The 14323-nt window shown below is 67.0% G+C and carries 17 protein-coding genes; 11 read left to right on the top strand and 6 right to left on the bottom strand.

From position 1 onward, the window contains the following. Positions 1-150: 150 nt before the first annotated feature. The 6 genes from AX709_RS15945 to AX709_RS15970 all read left to right on the top strand — a co-directional run bounded on the left by AX709_RS15945 (position 151) and on the right by AX709_RS15970 (position 6792). Positions 151-945, top strand: a complete 795-nt coding sequence (locus AX709_RS15945; protein ID WP_066550815.1) for a thymidylate synthase — start codon at positions 151-153, stop codon at positions 943-945. Beyond that, on the top strand, positions 942-1436 hold the full coding sequence (locus AX709_RS15950) for a dihydrofolate reductase (protein ID WP_066550817.1): 495 nt from the start codon (positions 942-944) through the stop codon (positions 1434-1436). The genes AX709_RS15945 and AX709_RS15950 overlap by 4 nt, the downstream gene beginning before the upstream one ends. Before the next feature lie 52 nt (positions 1437-1488). Beyond that, positions 1489-2418: a bifunctional riboflavin kinase/FAD synthetase gene (locus tag AX709_RS15955; RefSeq protein ID WP_066550819.1), complete on the top strand. Its 930-nt coding sequence runs from the start codon at positions 1489-1491 to the stop codon at positions 2416-2418. Between the two features lie 306 nt (positions 2419-2724). Next, positions 2725-5838 (top strand): isoleucine--tRNA ligase, encoded by a 3114-nt coding sequence (gene ileS, locus AX709_RS15960; protein ID WP_066550822.1) that lies wholly within the window; start codon positions 2725-2727, stop codon positions 5836-5838. Then, on the top strand, positions 5838-6371 hold the full coding sequence (lspA, locus tag AX709_RS15965; RefSeq protein ID WP_066550827.1) for a signal peptidase II: 534 nt from the start codon (positions 5838-5840) through the stop codon (positions 6369-6371). The genes ileS and lspA overlap by 1 nt, the downstream gene beginning before the upstream one ends. Further along, a complete protein-coding gene (locus AX709_RS15970; RefSeq protein ID WP_066550828.1) occupies positions 6364-6792 on the top strand; it encodes a DUF3035 domain-containing protein in 429 nt (142 codons plus the stop codon). The genes lspA and AX709_RS15970 overlap by 8 nt, the downstream gene beginning before the upstream one ends. A 66-nt stretch (positions 6793-6858) precedes the next feature. Here AX709_RS15970 and AX709_RS15975 read toward each other — a convergent pair whose 3' ends face one another. From AX709_RS15975 to AX709_RS15990, 4 genes are all read right to left on the bottom strand, one after another. Beyond that, complete coding sequence (locus AX709_RS15975) at positions 6859-7707, bottom strand: TorF family putative porin (RefSeq protein WP_066550830.1); 849 nt, start codon at positions 7705-7707, stop codon at positions 6859-6861. A 207-nt stretch (positions 7708-7914) separates the two neighbouring features. Beyond that, on the bottom strand, positions 7915-8379 hold the full coding sequence (locus tag AX709_RS15980) for a RidA family protein (protein WP_066483551.1): 465 nt from the start codon (positions 8377-8379) through the stop codon (positions 7915-7917). Between the two features lie 32 nt (positions 8380-8411). Continuing rightward, entirely contained in the window at positions 8412-9035 is a 624-nt protein-coding gene (locus AX709_RS15985) for a hypothetical protein (RefSeq protein ID WP_066550832.1), read from the bottom strand. Beyond that, the gene (locus tag AX709_RS15990) at positions 9020-9307 is read right to left on the bottom strand and encodes a DUF3572 domain-containing protein (RefSeq protein ID WP_156454304.1); all 288 of its coding nucleotides are present in this window, start codon (positions 9305-9307) and stop codon (positions 9020-9022) included. The genes AX709_RS15985 and AX709_RS15990 overlap by 16 nt, the downstream gene beginning before the upstream one ends. A 40-nt stretch (positions 9308-9347) precedes the next feature. Here AX709_RS15990 and AX709_RS15995 point away from each other — a divergent pair, with 40 nt between their 5' ends. The 3 genes from AX709_RS15995 (at position 9348) to AX709_RS16005 (ending at position 10822) form a co-directional block, all read left to right on the top strand. Next, a complete protein-coding gene (locus AX709_RS15995; RefSeq protein ID WP_066483554.1) occupies positions 9348-9710 on the top strand; it encodes a response regulator in 363 nt (120 codons plus the stop codon). 84 nt (positions 9711-9794) lie between these two features. After that, a complete protein-coding gene (locus AX709_RS16000; RefSeq protein WP_197419092.1) occupies positions 9795-10241 on the top strand; it encodes a DUF4442 domain-containing protein in 447 nt (148 codons plus the stop codon). After that, positions 10238-10822, top strand: coding sequence for a TetR/AcrR family transcriptional regulator (locus AX709_RS16005; RefSeq protein ID WP_066483556.1), 585 nt, complete (start codon positions 10238-10240; stop codon positions 10820-10822). The genes AX709_RS16000 and AX709_RS16005 overlap by 4 nt, the downstream gene beginning before the upstream one ends. 18 nt (positions 10823-10840) lie before the next feature. Here the strand turns inward: AX709_RS16005 and rpmG are convergent, their stop codons facing one another. Beyond that, the gene (rpmG, locus tag AX709_RS16010; protein ID WP_066483558.1) at positions 10841-11008 is read right to left on the bottom strand and encodes a 50S ribosomal protein L33; all 168 of its coding nucleotides are present in this window, start codon (positions 11006-11008) and stop codon (positions 10841-10843) included. Positions 11009-11309: 301 nt separating this feature from the next. Between rpmG and AX709_RS16015 the strand changes: the two genes are divergently transcribed. After that, on the top strand, positions 11310-11807 hold the full coding sequence (locus AX709_RS16015; RefSeq protein ID WP_066483561.1) for a Dps family protein: 498 nt from the start codon (positions 11310-11312) through the stop codon (positions 11805-11807). A 31-nt stretch (positions 11808-11838) separates the two neighbouring features. Further along, a complete protein-coding gene (locus AX709_RS16020; protein ID WP_066550914.1) occupies positions 11839-13431 on the top strand; it encodes a cisplatin damage response ATP-dependent DNA ligase in 1593 nt (530 codons plus the stop codon). Positions 13432-13446: 15 nt separating this feature from the next. Here AX709_RS16020 and AX709_RS16025 read toward each other — a convergent pair whose 3' ends face one another. Further along, entirely contained in the window at positions 13447-14304 is an 858-nt protein-coding gene (locus AX709_RS16025; RefSeq protein WP_231727558.1) for a glutaminyl-peptide cyclotransferase, read from the bottom strand. Between the last annotated feature and the right edge of the window lie 19 nt (positions 14305-14323).

Genomic DNA, 14323 nt, shown 5'->3' on the forward strand with positions numbered 1-14323 from the left:
CTTCGGGGTTCCCCGCAAAGTACTACTTTGCGGGGGCCCCTGCGCCGGGGCGACGGGATGGAGCAGCGTCGTCCCGGCGGAGGCCGGGACCTCTCACCAACTGAGAGCCCCCCTTGGCGCGCCAGCCCTGCCCCGCTACCGTCCTGACCCATGCGGCAATATCATGAACTGATGCAGCGCGCGCTCGATCACGGCGCGGAGACGATGGATCGAACGGGCGTCGGCACCCGGTCGGTGTTCGGGCACCAGATGCGCTTCGACCTGGCGGAGGGCTTTCCGCTGGTCACGACCAAGAAGCTGCATCTGCGATCGATCATCATCGAATTGCTGTGGTTCCTGCGCGGCGACACCAATGTCCGCTGGCTGCAGGAACGCAGGGTGAGCATCTGGAACGAATGGGCGGACGAAGCGGGTGACCTCGGCCCGGTCTATGGCAAGCAGTGGCGGCGCTGGGAAACCGCCGATCACCGCACCGTCGACCAGATCGCGCAGCTGATCGACATGATCCGCACCAATCCCGCCTCGCGCCGCCAGATCGTCAGCGCGTGGAACCCGGGCGAGCTCGACCGCATGGCGCTCGCGCCCTGCCACTGCCTGTTCCAGACTTATGTCGCCAACGGCCGGCTGTCGCTTCAGCTCTATCAGCGTTCCGCCGACATCTTCCTGGGCGTGCCGTTCAACATCGCGTCCTATGCGCTGCTGACCCACATGATCGCCCAGCAATGCGACCTTGAGCCGGGCGAGTTCATCTGGACCGGCGGCGATTGCCACCTTTACGCCAATCATCTGGATCAGGCGCGGCTGCAATTGTCGCGGACGCCGGGGCCGCTGCCGCGGCTGGAGATCACGCGCCGCCCCGACGCGATCGACGGCTATGTGTTCGAGGATTTCGTGATCCACGATTACGTCGCCGATCCGCACATCGCCGCCCCGGTGGCGGTGTGATCACGCTCATCCTGGCGCGCGCGCGCAATGGGGTGATCGGGCGCGACAACCGCCTGCCCTGGCACCTGCCGGCCGACCTCAAGCGCTTCAAGGCGCTGACCATGGGCAAGCCGATGGTGATGGGGCGCAAGACGTTCGAGGGCTTTCCAGCGCCACTGCCCGGCCGCCGTCATATCGTGCTGACCCGCGATGCAGCCTGGCAGGCACCGGGCGCGGAGGTGACGCACGATGTCGATGCGGCGCTGGCGCTGGCCGGGGACGTGCCCGAAATCGCGGTGATCGGCGGGGCGCAGGTCTTTGCCCTGTTCCTGGGCCGCGCCGACCGGGTCGAGTTGACCGAAGTGCACCTGGACGCGGTCGGCGACGCGGTCGTCCCGCCCTTTGGCCCCGACTGGCGCGAGGTCGCGCGTGTGTCCAACGCCGCAGCCGACGGCCGACCGGCGTTCGATTACGTCACGCTCGCGCGCGATCCGCCGCCGCCCGCGGCATGATCTGCGGACCACGCTCTTTCCCAGCACCGCCCGACCCCCTATAGCCGCGCGCATGGAGCGGCTGGACGGCGGCTCGGCGGTGCCGGCGGCGTTTCGCGGCGGCATCGTCGCGCTCGGCAATTTCGATGGCTTTCATCTGGGGCACCAGGCAGTGGTGGGCCGCGCGGTCGCGATGGCACGCGCGGCCGGCCGCCCGGCGATCGTCGCGACCTTCGATCCGCATCCGGTGCGCTATTTCCGGCCCGACGCGCCACCCTTCCGCCTGACCACGCTCGACCAGCGCCAGCGACTGTTCGGCGCGGCGGGGGCGGACGCGATGCTGGTCTTCGCCTTCAACGCCGACCTCGCCAGCCTGTCGGCGGCCGAGTTCGCACAGGCGCGGCTGGTCGACCGGATCGGTGCGGCGGGGGTGGTGACGGGCGCGGACTTCACCTTCGGCAAGGGGCGCGACGGCGATGTCGATGTGCTGGCGCGGCTGGGCGATGCGATGGGCTTTGCGACCGCCACCGTCGCCCCGGTCGCCGATGGTGGCGACATCGTGTCGTCGAGCCGCATCCGCGAGGCGCTGAAGGCCGGCCGCCCGCGCGAGGCCGCCGCGCTGCTCACCCGGCCGTTCGCGATCGAGGGGATGGTGGAGCCGGGGGCGAAATTGGGGCGCGAGCTGGGCTATCCGACCGCCAATCTGCGGCTGGGCAGTTACCTCCGGCCCGCGTACGGCATCTATGCGGTGCGCGGGCGGATCGCCGGCGGGCGCGTGCTCGACGGGGTCGCGAACCTGGGCATCCGGCCGTCCTTCGACCCGCCGATCGAGCTGCTTGAACCCTATTTCTTCGACTTTTCCGGCGATCTCTATGACCAGCGGATCGAAGTGGAGCTGATCGAGTATCTGCGGCCTGAGGCGAAGTTCGACGATCTGAAGGCGCTAAAGGTCCAGATGGCGCGCGATTGTGACGCGGCGCGTGCGGCTTTGGCGGTGGAGTGAATCGCGCGAAGGCGCGAAGGCGCGAAGAGGGTGGTTTTCACGCAGAGGCGCGGAGGACGCGGAGGTGTTTCACAGGCTGCCAGGGTCCGCTGCGATAGCGGCCTTCATTCCTTCTGAGCGGTGCGATCAAGGTCTCGCTGGCGCGAGGCGGTTCCACCCGCACACCCCCTCCGCGTCCTCTGCGCCTCTGCGTGAACCCCCTTTCCCCTCCCTTCGCGCCTTCGCGCGAACCAAAATCCTTCCCCTCCCGACCCGAACGAATCGGATTTGTTCCGCCGCGCCCTATTCGCTAAGGCGCGCTTTCCTATGACCGACACGACCGATCCGAAGCGCGATTATCGCGACACCGTATTCCTGCCGACCACCGACTTTCCGATGAAGGCGGGGCTTGCGCAGAAGGAGCCCGCGATCCTGGAACGCTGGGCGCGGATCGGCGTCTATGATCGCCTGCGCGAGCAACGCGCGGGGCGCGAGCGCTTCATCCTGCATGATGGCCCCCCCTATGCGAATGGCGACATTCACATGGGCCATGCGATGAACAAGGTGCTGAAGGACATCGTGGTGCGCAGCCAGTCCCTGCTCGGCAAGGACGCGCCGTATGTGCCCGGCTGGGATTGCCACGGCCTGCCGATCGAATGGAAGATCGAGGAAGCCTATCGCAAGAAGAAGCAGAACAAGGACGAAGTGCCGCCGGCCGAGTTCCGCGCCGAATGCCGCGCCTATGCCCAGCATTGGGTGGGGGTGCAGGCCGCGCAGTTCCAGCGGCTGGGGGTGATGGGCGACTGGGCCGACCCGTACCTCACCATGAAGTTCGACGCCGAAGCGACGATCGCGGGTGAATTGCTCAAGTTTGCGGAAAGCGGCCAGCTCTATCGCGGCGCCAAGCCGGTGATGTGGTCGCCGGTCGAAAAGACCGCGCTGGCCGAAGCCGAGGTCGAATATGAGGATGTGACGTCGACGCAGATCGACGTGGCGTTCGAGATCGTCGAGGCACCCAACGCGCCCGAGCTGGTCGGGGCCTATGCGGTGATCTGGACGACGACGCCGTGGACGATCCCGGTGAACCAGGCTTTGGCGTATGGGCCGGAGGTTGAGTATCGGCTTTATCGTTTCGCTACGTCGTTCAACGGTAACGTTGATGGCTTCAGCCATCCGACATACAAGTTGCTAGACAATCGCAAAATTGTGATCGCGGACAACCAAGTTCTTCGATCAGAGTTTAACGCACGGCTTAGAGAGCTCTGGCCTGATGCGCAGCTTGTCGATCTAGACGAGTGGGTGGGCAAGGGCACTGACCTTGCCGGGGCGAAGGTGCGTCATCCGATGGCCAGCCCCCTTCGTCATTCCCGCGAAGGCGGGAATCCATTCTCACCGAGTTCGGCGACTGTGGACCCCCGTCTTCGCGGGGGTGACGAAGCAGGGGAAGTTGGTGCAGGGAAGGTGGCCTCTTTCTTTGAGCGCCTCCGTCCCATGCTCCCCGGCGATTTCGTCACCACCGACGCGGGCACGGGGCTGGTCCACATGTCGCCCGATCATGGCGAGGACGACTTTGCCCTGTGCAAGGCGCATGGCATCGACCCCGTCTTCGCGGTGATGGACGACGGCCGCTATCGCGACGACTGGGCGTGGCTGGGCGGCAGCGACGAGCGGCGGTTGAGCGTCATCAATACGAAGTTCAACGCGCCCGATGGGCCGATCTGTTCGGACCTGCGTGAAGCCGGCGCATTGCTGTCGGCGGGGCCGTTCCAGCACAGCTACCCGCACAGCTGGCGGTCGAAGGCGCGGGTCATTTTCCGCTGCACGCCGCAATGGTTTATCCCGATGGATGGGAAACGTGTCTCGACTTCGCTCGACACGAACGGTGTTGAGGGCTCAAGCAATTCCCCGCTCGTTTCGAGCGAAGTCGAGAAACGTGTCGCGGGTGCCGCCGCCGACGAACTGCCCGGCTTCGCCCAGGCGGCGGGGTTCGGGCCGGTGGTCGATCCCGCCGGCAATGCGGCCACCCTACGCGAGCTGGCGCTCGACGCGATCGACCGCACGCGCTTCGTGCCGGAAAAGGGCCGCAACCGCATCCGCGCGATGGTGGAGGGGCGGCCCGACTGGGTGATCAGCCGCCAGCGCGCCTGGGGCGTGCCGATCGCGCTCTATGTCAATCGTCACACCGGCGATTTTCTGCGCGACCCGGCGGTCAATGCCCGCATCCTGGAGGCGTTCCGCACCGGCGGCGCGGATGCCTGGTACGTCGCCGATCACCAGGCGCTGCTTGGGCCGGACCACGACCTCGCCGATTATGAGGCCGTCACCGACATTCTCGACGTGTGGTTCGATTCCGGTTCGACCCACAGCTTCGTGATCGAGGCGCGTTATGGCGCGGGCGTGCGTGCCAACCTGTATCTCGAAGGTTCCGATCAGCATCGCGGCTGGTTCCAGTCGTCGTTGCTGGAAAGCGCGGGCACGCGCGGGCGCGCGCCCTATGACGCGGTGCTGACCCACGGTTTCGCGCTCGACGGCAATGGCCGCAAGATGTCGAAGTCGCTCGGCAATGTCGTCGATCCGCTGAAGGTGATCGACGAAAGCGGTGCCGACATCCTGCGGCTATGGGTCGCGCAGACCGATTATTTCGAGGATGTGCGGATCGGCAAGGAAGTGCTTGCCGGCACCGGCGACGCCTATCGCAAGCTGCGCAATACCTTCCGCTACCTGCTCGGCGCGCTCGCCGGCTTCGACGACTCCGAGCGCGTGGCGGTCGAGCGGATGCCCGAGCTGGAGCGCTATATCCTCAACCGGCTGGGCGTGCTCGATGCCGAGCTGCGCGCGGCGGCGGAGGCGTACGAGTTCAACCGCTATGCCCGCGCGCTCATTGATTTCGCCAATGAGGATCTGTCGGCGTTCTTCTTCGATATCCGCAAGGACAGCCTGTATTGCGATGCGCCGGACAGCATCAAGCGCCGCGCGTGCCGCACCGTTCTCGACATCCTGTTCCACGCATTGGTCCGCTATGCCGCGCCGATCCTGTGCTTCACCGCCGAGGAAGTGTGGCAGGCGCGCTTCCCGAGCGACGACGGCTCGGTCCATTTCCTCGAATGGCCCGAACTGCCCGCGCTGCCCGGCGACGATGCGATCGGGACCAACTGGGCCGATGTCCGTCGCCTGCGCGAACAGGTGACCGAGGCGATCGAACCCTATCGCCGCGACAAGCTGATCCGCTCCAGCCTGGAAGCCGACGTGACCGTCCCGGACCTGCCGCTGCCCGCGGACGAACTGGCCGAGCTGTTCATCGTCGCCGCGGTCCGTAAAGCCGACGGGCCGATCACCGTCGCCCGCACGGCGCATCACAAATGCGGTCGCTGCTGGCGGCTGCTGCCCGAAGTGACGCAGGATGGCGCGTTGTGCGATCGCTGCGCCGGGGTGCTGGCGTGATGTTGCCGGTGCGTCGCCTCGCGCTCATGGTGGCCGCTGCGGTCGTCATCGTCGATCAGCTGGTCAAATATTGGGTGACAGGGCCGCTGGGCCTCGATCATCTCGGCGCGGCGATTCCGGTCGTGCCGATCTTCACTTTGCGCTTCGTCGCCAATGACGGCGTGTCGCTCGGCCTGTTCCAGGCGCAAAGCGACATGGCGCGCTGGTTGCTGGTGCTGATGACCGGGGCGATCGCTTCGGGCGTCGCGTTCTGGATCTTCCGCGAGCGCAACCGCTGGGACCTGATCGCGCTCGGTCTGGTGCTGGGCGGCGCGGTCGGCAACATCATCGACCGGGTGCGGCTGGGCTATGTCATCGACTATGCCGACCTGCATTTCGGCGAGTGGAGCCCGTTTTTGGTCTTCAATGTCGCCGATGCCGCGATTAGCATCGGCGTCGCGATCCTGTTGCTGCGCGCGTTGCTGGTGCGCGAGCCGAAAGCGGCGCCCGGTGGCGCCGATGATGAATTGTCCGTGGAGAAACCGAATGCGTGAGCGTGCCGTCCCCGCCCTTCTGCCGGCGCTTTTGTCTGGCGGCCTGATTCTGTCGCTCGGTGCCTGCGGGTCTTCCGGGCTGAACCGCGAGCGTCCCGATGAATTCGCGGTCGCGCGTCAGGCGCCGCTGGTCATCCCGCCCGATTATTCGCTGGTCCCGCCCCAGCCCGGTGTCGCCCGGCCGCAGGACAACAGCCCGGCCAGCCAGGCGCTCGACGCGCTGTTCGGCGGCGAGGCACCGCGCAGCGAGACCGAGCGCGCGGCCCTGCGCGAAGCGGGCGCGGACACCGCCGATGCCGGGGTGCGGTCGGCGGTCGGCGACCCGTCGACGCTGGTCCTCAACAAGGGGCCGACGACGCGCGACATCATCGCCGCACCCGAAGGCGACGGCCAGACCGCGCGCGTCGCGATCGGCGGCTGAGCAGGTCAAGAATTGGCGGGGAGGGGCCGCGCGAGATCATCGCAGCCCCGTCCCGTACCGTTGTGATCAGAAGGACTTGCTGATCGAGAACACGACGGTCGCATCGGCGATCGATCCGACGCCGTCATTGCCCTCCGAAAAATTCGGCTGGAGGTACAGCGACTCGCCGTTGGAAATGTCGGTATCGACATAGGCGATGCCGAGCGTCAGGCCCGCAACGACCACGTCCGCACCCAGCGACCAGTCGACATAGCTGCCGGTCGGCGCCACGCTGGTGCCGTTGGGGCCGAGGCCGGGATTGCCGTCCGAGGCGCCGATATGCGCCTTCAGCGTGACCGGCGTGTTGGGGATGCCGACCGCGGCATCGCCGGAGACATAGAAATTGTCTTCCTTGTCGCCTGGGTCGTCGGGCAGGCCCGCCGCCGACGCCGCGCCGGTGAAGAACACATTGCCCAGGGCGCGCTGGCTGGGCGCATAGGCGACGCCCGCGGTCAGCGAAACCGGACCGACCGTGCCCGACAGCTTTGCATAAAGTTCGGCGAAGTCGGTGGTGTCGGCACCGCCGGGATACATGTACCACACAAGGCCGGCGTCCAGCGTGCCACCGCCGCCGACCGGCAGCTTGTAGCCCGCAAACAGGTCGAGTTCGGTATTCGACCCGCCAAAGGTGCCCCATCCGGCCAGGTTCGATCCCCAGAAGCCGCCATAGAGGCCGCTTTCATGGTTGAGCGTCACGCCGCCCTGCACCGCGATTTCCTTGTCGGTCTGCGAAACGCCGCGAAAGCGATAATCGGTGAACAGGCCGACGCTGCCCGAGACGGTGACGGAGGGTGCGGGTTCGGTTTCGTCCTGAGCGAACGCGGGAGTTGCCGCGGTGAGCGCGAGCGCACCGGCCAGAAGTGTCGAGAAACGCATCGTGTTTTTCCTTTATGAAGACGATGGTTCCGCCTGCGCCGCGCCCCGCCAGGTCTGTTTGAATGGAGTCAATGCTCCGCATGGTCCGGCCGCAACGCAACAAGATTGCACGCTACCGCAGCTGCGAGCAATAACGCGCAAGGTCAAAATAATGCGATTGCGAAATGCTGTTGCAGTGCAGCAACACATTCCCGCGGATGCGACGGGTCAGTCGATCGCGACGACCGCGTCGATTTCGACGACGACGCCCAGCGGCAATGCCGGCACGCCGACGGCACTGCGGGCATGGCGCCCGGCGTCGCCGAACAGGGACACCATCAGTTCGGAGGCGCCGTTGGCGACCTTGGGCTGATCGGTGAAGTCGGCGGCGCTGTTGACGAACACCCCGAGCTTGACGACGCGGCGGACGCGGCCGAGGTCGCCGAGCGCCGCCTTCAACTGCGCGAGGATCATCAGCGCGCAACGTTGGGCGGCCGCCTGGGCATAATCGAGGTCGCGATTCTCGCCGGCGCGGCCCTTCATCAGCTCGCCGCCGGCGTCGAACGGGACCTGGCCCGACACATGGGCGAGGCCGCCCGCAACGACCACCGGGACATAGGCCGCGACGGGCGCGGCAGCGGCGGGCAGGTCAAGGCCGAGTTCGGCCAGCTTCGCTTCGATCGGATCGCTCATGGCCCGAGCCAAATCATCCCCGGCTGCCAGCGTCAAGCCGAAGCCGGCTGTCCGTGCGCAAAACGATCGGCGATCCATGCCCGTGCCTCCTGCCAGTCGTCGATGCGCGCGTGCGCCGCCGGCGCCGCCGGGATCGCGCGCGCCAGCACCGGCTCCGCGACCATGTGCAGCCGGTGGACCTCCGGCGCGTGGCGGGCGACCGAATCATGGTGGACGCCAAGGTCGTCGACGAAAACCGTGACCGGCGCGCGATATTCCGCGACCAGCGCGGCGACCGGCCCGCCCTTGCCGCCCTGGTTGCATTCGACGCGATGGGCGATGCCGTGGGCGGCGAGCTGTTCGATTCGATGGGGGCGGCAGTGATTGGCAAGGTTGGTGAGGATGACGATGTCGGCATCCGTCGCCAGAGCGGTCAGCGCGTCGAGCGCGCCGGGCACCAGCGTCTGCCTGGCCATCTGGGCGGGAAAGAAGCCGTCGAGATAGGTCCATATTTCGCCCGGCGCGACCGGTTCGCCGTCGCGGCGACGCAGCGATTGGGCGAAGTTGCCGTTCGCAAGGTCGAGATCGATCGCGTGATCCTCGGCAAGCCAGCTGCCGAAATGACGGACCATGTGCAAAAGCACCTCGTCGCAGTCGCAGATCAGCAGGGGCCGCATGACGATTCCAGCACGTCGCGCGCACGCACCAGGGCGGCCGGGTCGATCGCCAATGCGGTCGCGCACGCGACCAGGTCGGGTTCATGCGCGGCGATATGGTCGATGACGGCGCGCAGGATGACCGGATCGCCGGCACGCGCACGCAACGTCGCGACATCCAGCCCGGTCAGCGCCAGGAAGCGTTCGGCGCGCGCAGGTTCGCCGATCAGCCAGCCCAGCGCGCGGAGCGCGAGCAGCTCGGCGTCATCGGCAGCATTTGTCACATCGTGCATCATCGCTTAAGGATTCGCTCCAACCGGACGGGATACGCGCGTGACAAAACGGGTGCTCGTTGTCGAGGACAACGAACTCAACCTCAAGCTGTTTTGCGATTTGTTGCGTGCCCACGGGTTCGTCGCGGAGCCGATCCGCGACGGGCGGGAGGCGATGGTCCGCGCGCAGCAGTTCGACCCGCATCTGGTGATCATGGACATCCAGATGCCGCATGTGACCGGGCTGGAACTGATCACGCTGATGCGCGCCGACCCCGAGCTCGCGCAGGTGCCGATCATGGCGGTCACCGCCTATTCGGGGCGCGAGGACGAGGAGCGCATCCGCGCGGCCGGCGCCAGCGCCTATGTGTCCAAGCCGATTTCGCTCGCCCGTTTCATCGAGGAGGTCCGCCAGCTGCTGTGATGGTCGGCCATCGTTCGTATGGCTTGCCCGTTCACGCATGCCGGGATATGTATCCACTGGACACATGAGCGGGAGGAAGCGGCGATGGACGTGCTCGAGATGATCCGCGCCGGGATGACTCGCTCGGTCCCGTTCGCACAGCTGACCGGCATCGACCTGGTGTCGGTCGAACCCGGACGTGCCATCGCGCAGCTCGTCCAGCGCGCCGACGTCAGCAACCATATCGGCACCCTGCATGCCGGGGCCCTGTTCACACTGGGCGAAACCGTTTCCGGCGCGGCGATGAGCGGTCTGTTCGCGGAACAGCTCGCGCGGCTCCGGCCGGTCGCCACCGGGGCGACGATCGGTTATCTTCGCTCGGCGCGCGGCACGGTGCGCGCCGTGGCGACGGTCGATGGCGATGCCGACGGCCTGCGCGACACGCTCGCGCGGGAGGGCAAGGTGGCGTTCGACGCCATGGTCGCGATCACCGATGAGCAGGCGGTTGAGGTGGCGTCGATGACCGTCGGCTGGCAGGTCCGCCGGACATGAACGCCGGGACGCACACCCGGCCGGAGGGCGCCTATCACCATGGCGAGCTCGAACGCGCGGCGCGCGACCTCGCGATCGATATGGTCCGCGAACAGGGCGCGGCTGGGGTGTCGATGCGGGCGCTCGCCGCGCGCGTCGGGGTGACGCACGGCGCGCTGTACCGACATTTCCCGGATCGCGCGGCGCTGATGGCGTCGGTAGCGGCGCATGGCTATCGCCTGCTGGCGGCGTGTCTCGTCGGGGTGACCGAAACAGCCGCGGGTGTCGGCGACCCGTCGCGCGCCTTCGTGCGCGCCTATGCCGGATTCGCGCTGGTCGAACCGCGATTGCATGATGTGATGATGGCGCATGATGCCGCCGCGATTCGTGCGCATGACGAGCTGTCCGGCGCGGTCGACGCCGTCACCAATCTGTGTCTGTCGGCATTCAGCGGGATCGACCCGGTCGATGCCCGCGACCGCGTGATCGCGGCCTGGTCGCTGGCGACGGGCGCGATCAGCCTGTGGCGTGCCGGGCTGATCCACGCGGCGGACGAAGCGGGATTCCTCGCCTATCTCGATCGGCTGGCCGACGGCGCCTAGGCCGCGGCCAGACGGGACTTACTTGATCTTCGCTTCCTTGAACTCGACGTGCTTGCGCACGACGGGGTCATATTTGCGGAACGACATCTTTTCGGTCTGGTTGCGCGGGTTCTTCTTGGTGACATAGAAGAATCCGGTGTCAGCGGTGCTGACCAGCTTGATCTTGACGGTGGTCGGCTTTGCCATGACCCAAATCCCTTGGCGCTACAACGCGTTCGCGTGAAAAGAAGAACAGCGGCGCGCACAGGCGGCCGCTGACAGACGGCAGCCCATGCGGCGACGGCCGCGAAAAGTCAAGCGCGCCCGCGCGCGTGCCCGGCGCGATCAAACGCACGACCGCAATTCCGCCCGCTTGAAGTGTGGCGATCGCCCGCCACATTGGAGTGGACGGGCGGCGCGACGATCTCCGAACGGACCCTTTCACGGAATCATTCGTTGCCAGATCGAACCGACATCAACGGACGCAAACATTCGGAGAAGCTTTCCCATGGCCGACACCAACGCCGCGCTGCGCACCCCGACCGACCTCACGTCCAATGCCGCGAAGACCGTGGCTCAGGCGCTGAACGGCATTCTTGCCGACAGCTATGCGCTCTACCTCAAGACCAAGAATTTTCACTGGCACGTCTCGGGCCCGCATTTCCGCGACTATCACCTGATGCTCGATGATCAGGCCGCCCAGATCCTGGCGACGACCGACGCGATCGCGGAGCGCGTGCGCAAGACCGGCAACACGACCCTGCGGTCGATCGGCGACATTGCGCGCCACCAAACGATCAAGGACAATGACGACGACTATGTCGCCCCGGACAAGATGCTGGCCGAACTGCGCGAGGACAATCTGAAGCTCGTCGAATTGCTCCGGGAAGCCAAGGATATCGTCGACGAGGCCAAGGACAACGCGACGAGTGGCATCCTCGATGAGTGGACCGACCAGGCCGAGGAGCGCGCCTGGTTCCTGTTTGAAGCCAGCCGCAAGGGCTGACCACGAACGGCCGGGGCAGGGGGTCGCAAACATTCACGCCTTTGCGACCCTGCTCGACCGGCTGACCTATACGCGTTCGCGCAACGCCAAGCTGCGCCTGATTGCCGATTATCTGCGCGCCACGCCCGACCCCGACCGGGGTTGGGCGATGGCGGCGCTGACGGGCGATCTCGATCTGCCGGGGGTCAAACCCGCGGCGATCCGCGCGCTGATCTGCGAGCGGACCGATCCGATCCTGTTTGCGATGAGCCGCGATTTCGTCGGCGATACGGCTGAAACGGTCGCGCTGCTGTGGCCGGAACCGCCCCCGGGCAACGGCGCTGGCATGTCGCCGCCTTCATTGGCTCAGGCCGTCGACGAGCTGCGCGAATCGCCCCGCGCCGAGGCGCCGGCGCGACTGGCGGCAATGCTCGACCGCCTCGATGCCGATGCGCGATTCGCGCTGCTGAAGCTCGCGACCGGCGGTCTGCGCGTCGGCGTGTCGGCGCGTCTCGCCAAGACCGCGCTCGCCCAGGCGTTCGGCCTCGACATCGATGCGGTCGAAGAGGTCTGGCACGCGCTTGCTCCGCCCTATCTCGCGCTTTTCGACTGGGGCGAGGGGCGCGCGCCGCAGCCACATGCGGCGGCCATGCCGGTGTTCCGGCCCTTCATGCTCGCACATCCCCTGGAGGACGGCGAAGTCGATCTGGCCGACTATGCGGCCGAATGGAAATGGGACGGCATTCGCGTCCAGATCGTCCATGTCGGCGGCGAGACCCGGCTGTACAGCCGCGCGGGCGACGACATCACCGCATCCTTTCCCGACATTGCGCGCGCGGTCACCTTTCCCGGCGTGCTTGATGGGGAGCTGCTGGTGCGTGGACAGGCGCAGGGCGGTGAGGCGGCAAGTTTCAATGCGTTGCAGCAGCGGCTGGGGCGCAAGCAGGTCTCGGCGCGGATGCTGGCGGACTATCCCGCATTCGTCCGAGTCTATGACCTGTTGTTCGACGGGGCGGAGGATCTGCGCGAACAGCCCTGGGTGGCGCGTCGTGCGCGGCTGGAGGCAGTGGCCTCGCAACTCGACCCTGCGCGCTTCGACCTAAGTACGCTGATCGACACAGCCGATTTCGCCGCGCTCGCCGATATCCGCGCCGGCGCGCGCGACGCGGCGATCGAGGGCGTGATGCTCAAGCATCGCCAGTCGCCCTATGTCGCCGGCCGCCGCGCGGGGCTGTGGTACAAATGGAAGCGCGATCCGCTGACCGCAGACTGCGTGATGATGTATGCCCAGCGCGGCAACGGCCGGCGGTCCTCTTTCTATTCCGACTATACTTTTGGCTGCTGGACGGGCGATCCGGCGGCTGGCGGCGAGCTGCTGCCGGTGGGCAAGGCCTATTCGGGCTTCACTGACGAGGAATTGAAGATGCTCGACCGGTTCGTGCGCAATCACACGGTCCAGCGGTTCGGACCGGTGCGCGAGGTCGAAAAGACGCTGGTGCTCGAGGTCGCGTTCGATTCGATCCACGAATCGCGTCGCCACAAATCGGGGATTGCGATGCGTTTCCCGCGAATCGCGCGCATCCGCACCGACAAGCCCGCGGCGGAGGCCGACATGATCGCAACGTTGCGGCGGATGATCGGCTGAGCGCGCGCTGCCCGATCAGGGCGCGGCGTCGTCCAGCCGGATTTCGAACAGGGTCGGCCAGTATTTGCCGGTGACGAACAGCCGCCGTCGCTCGCCATCCCAGGCGATGCCGTTCAGTACCGCGTCTCGATCCGTCGGCGCGACTTCGCGGACGACCGGGCTCAGGTCGATCGCACGCGTGACCTGGCCGGTCGCCGGGTCGATCGCGATGATCAGGTTGCTGAACCAGATATTGGCGAAGATCAGCCCGTCGATGACCTCAAGCTCGTTGAGCCGGTCGACGGGGGTGTCGCCCAGCCGCACGGGGATGCGGCGGCGCTCGGCAAAGTTTGTCGGGTCGAGCACGCGCAGATCGGAAGTGCCGTCGGACAGGATGAGCGAGTCGCCGAGCGTCGTCAGGCCCCAGCCTTCGCCGGGATAGCGGAACTGTCCGCGCGACTTCAGCGTGCGCGCGTCCCACCGGTGCGCGATGCCGCTGGTCCAGGTCAGGCTGATCAGCTCGCCCTGCCAGCGCGCCAGCCCCTCGCCGAATTGCGGGGCGGGGATACGCGCGCGCCTGCGCACCCTGCCCGTCGTCAGGTCGACGCGGCGTACTTCCGACACACCGGGTTGGCCGACGCTTTCGTAGAGCGCGCCGTCGTACCAGATCAGCCCCTGGGTGAACGCACCCGCATCATGCGGGTAGCGCGCGACGATCGTCGCCGATTCGGCGCGAAGCCGCGGCCGGGGCGTGCCGGTCGCAGGTGCGGGCTCGGCAGCTTCCTGGGCGGCGATCGGGGCGGGACCCACGGCAGCGGGCCGTGCAAACAGGATCGGCGCGGTGACCATCGCCACCGCGCCGATTCCAATCATGCTCAGATACCGGGTCGCCATCACGTCGGAACGCAAAGCG

Source organism: Sphingomonas sp. CCH15-F11, assembly GCF_001557005.1.
GTDB lineage: Bacteria > Pseudomonadota > Alphaproteobacteria > Sphingomonadales > Sphingomonadaceae > Sphingomonas.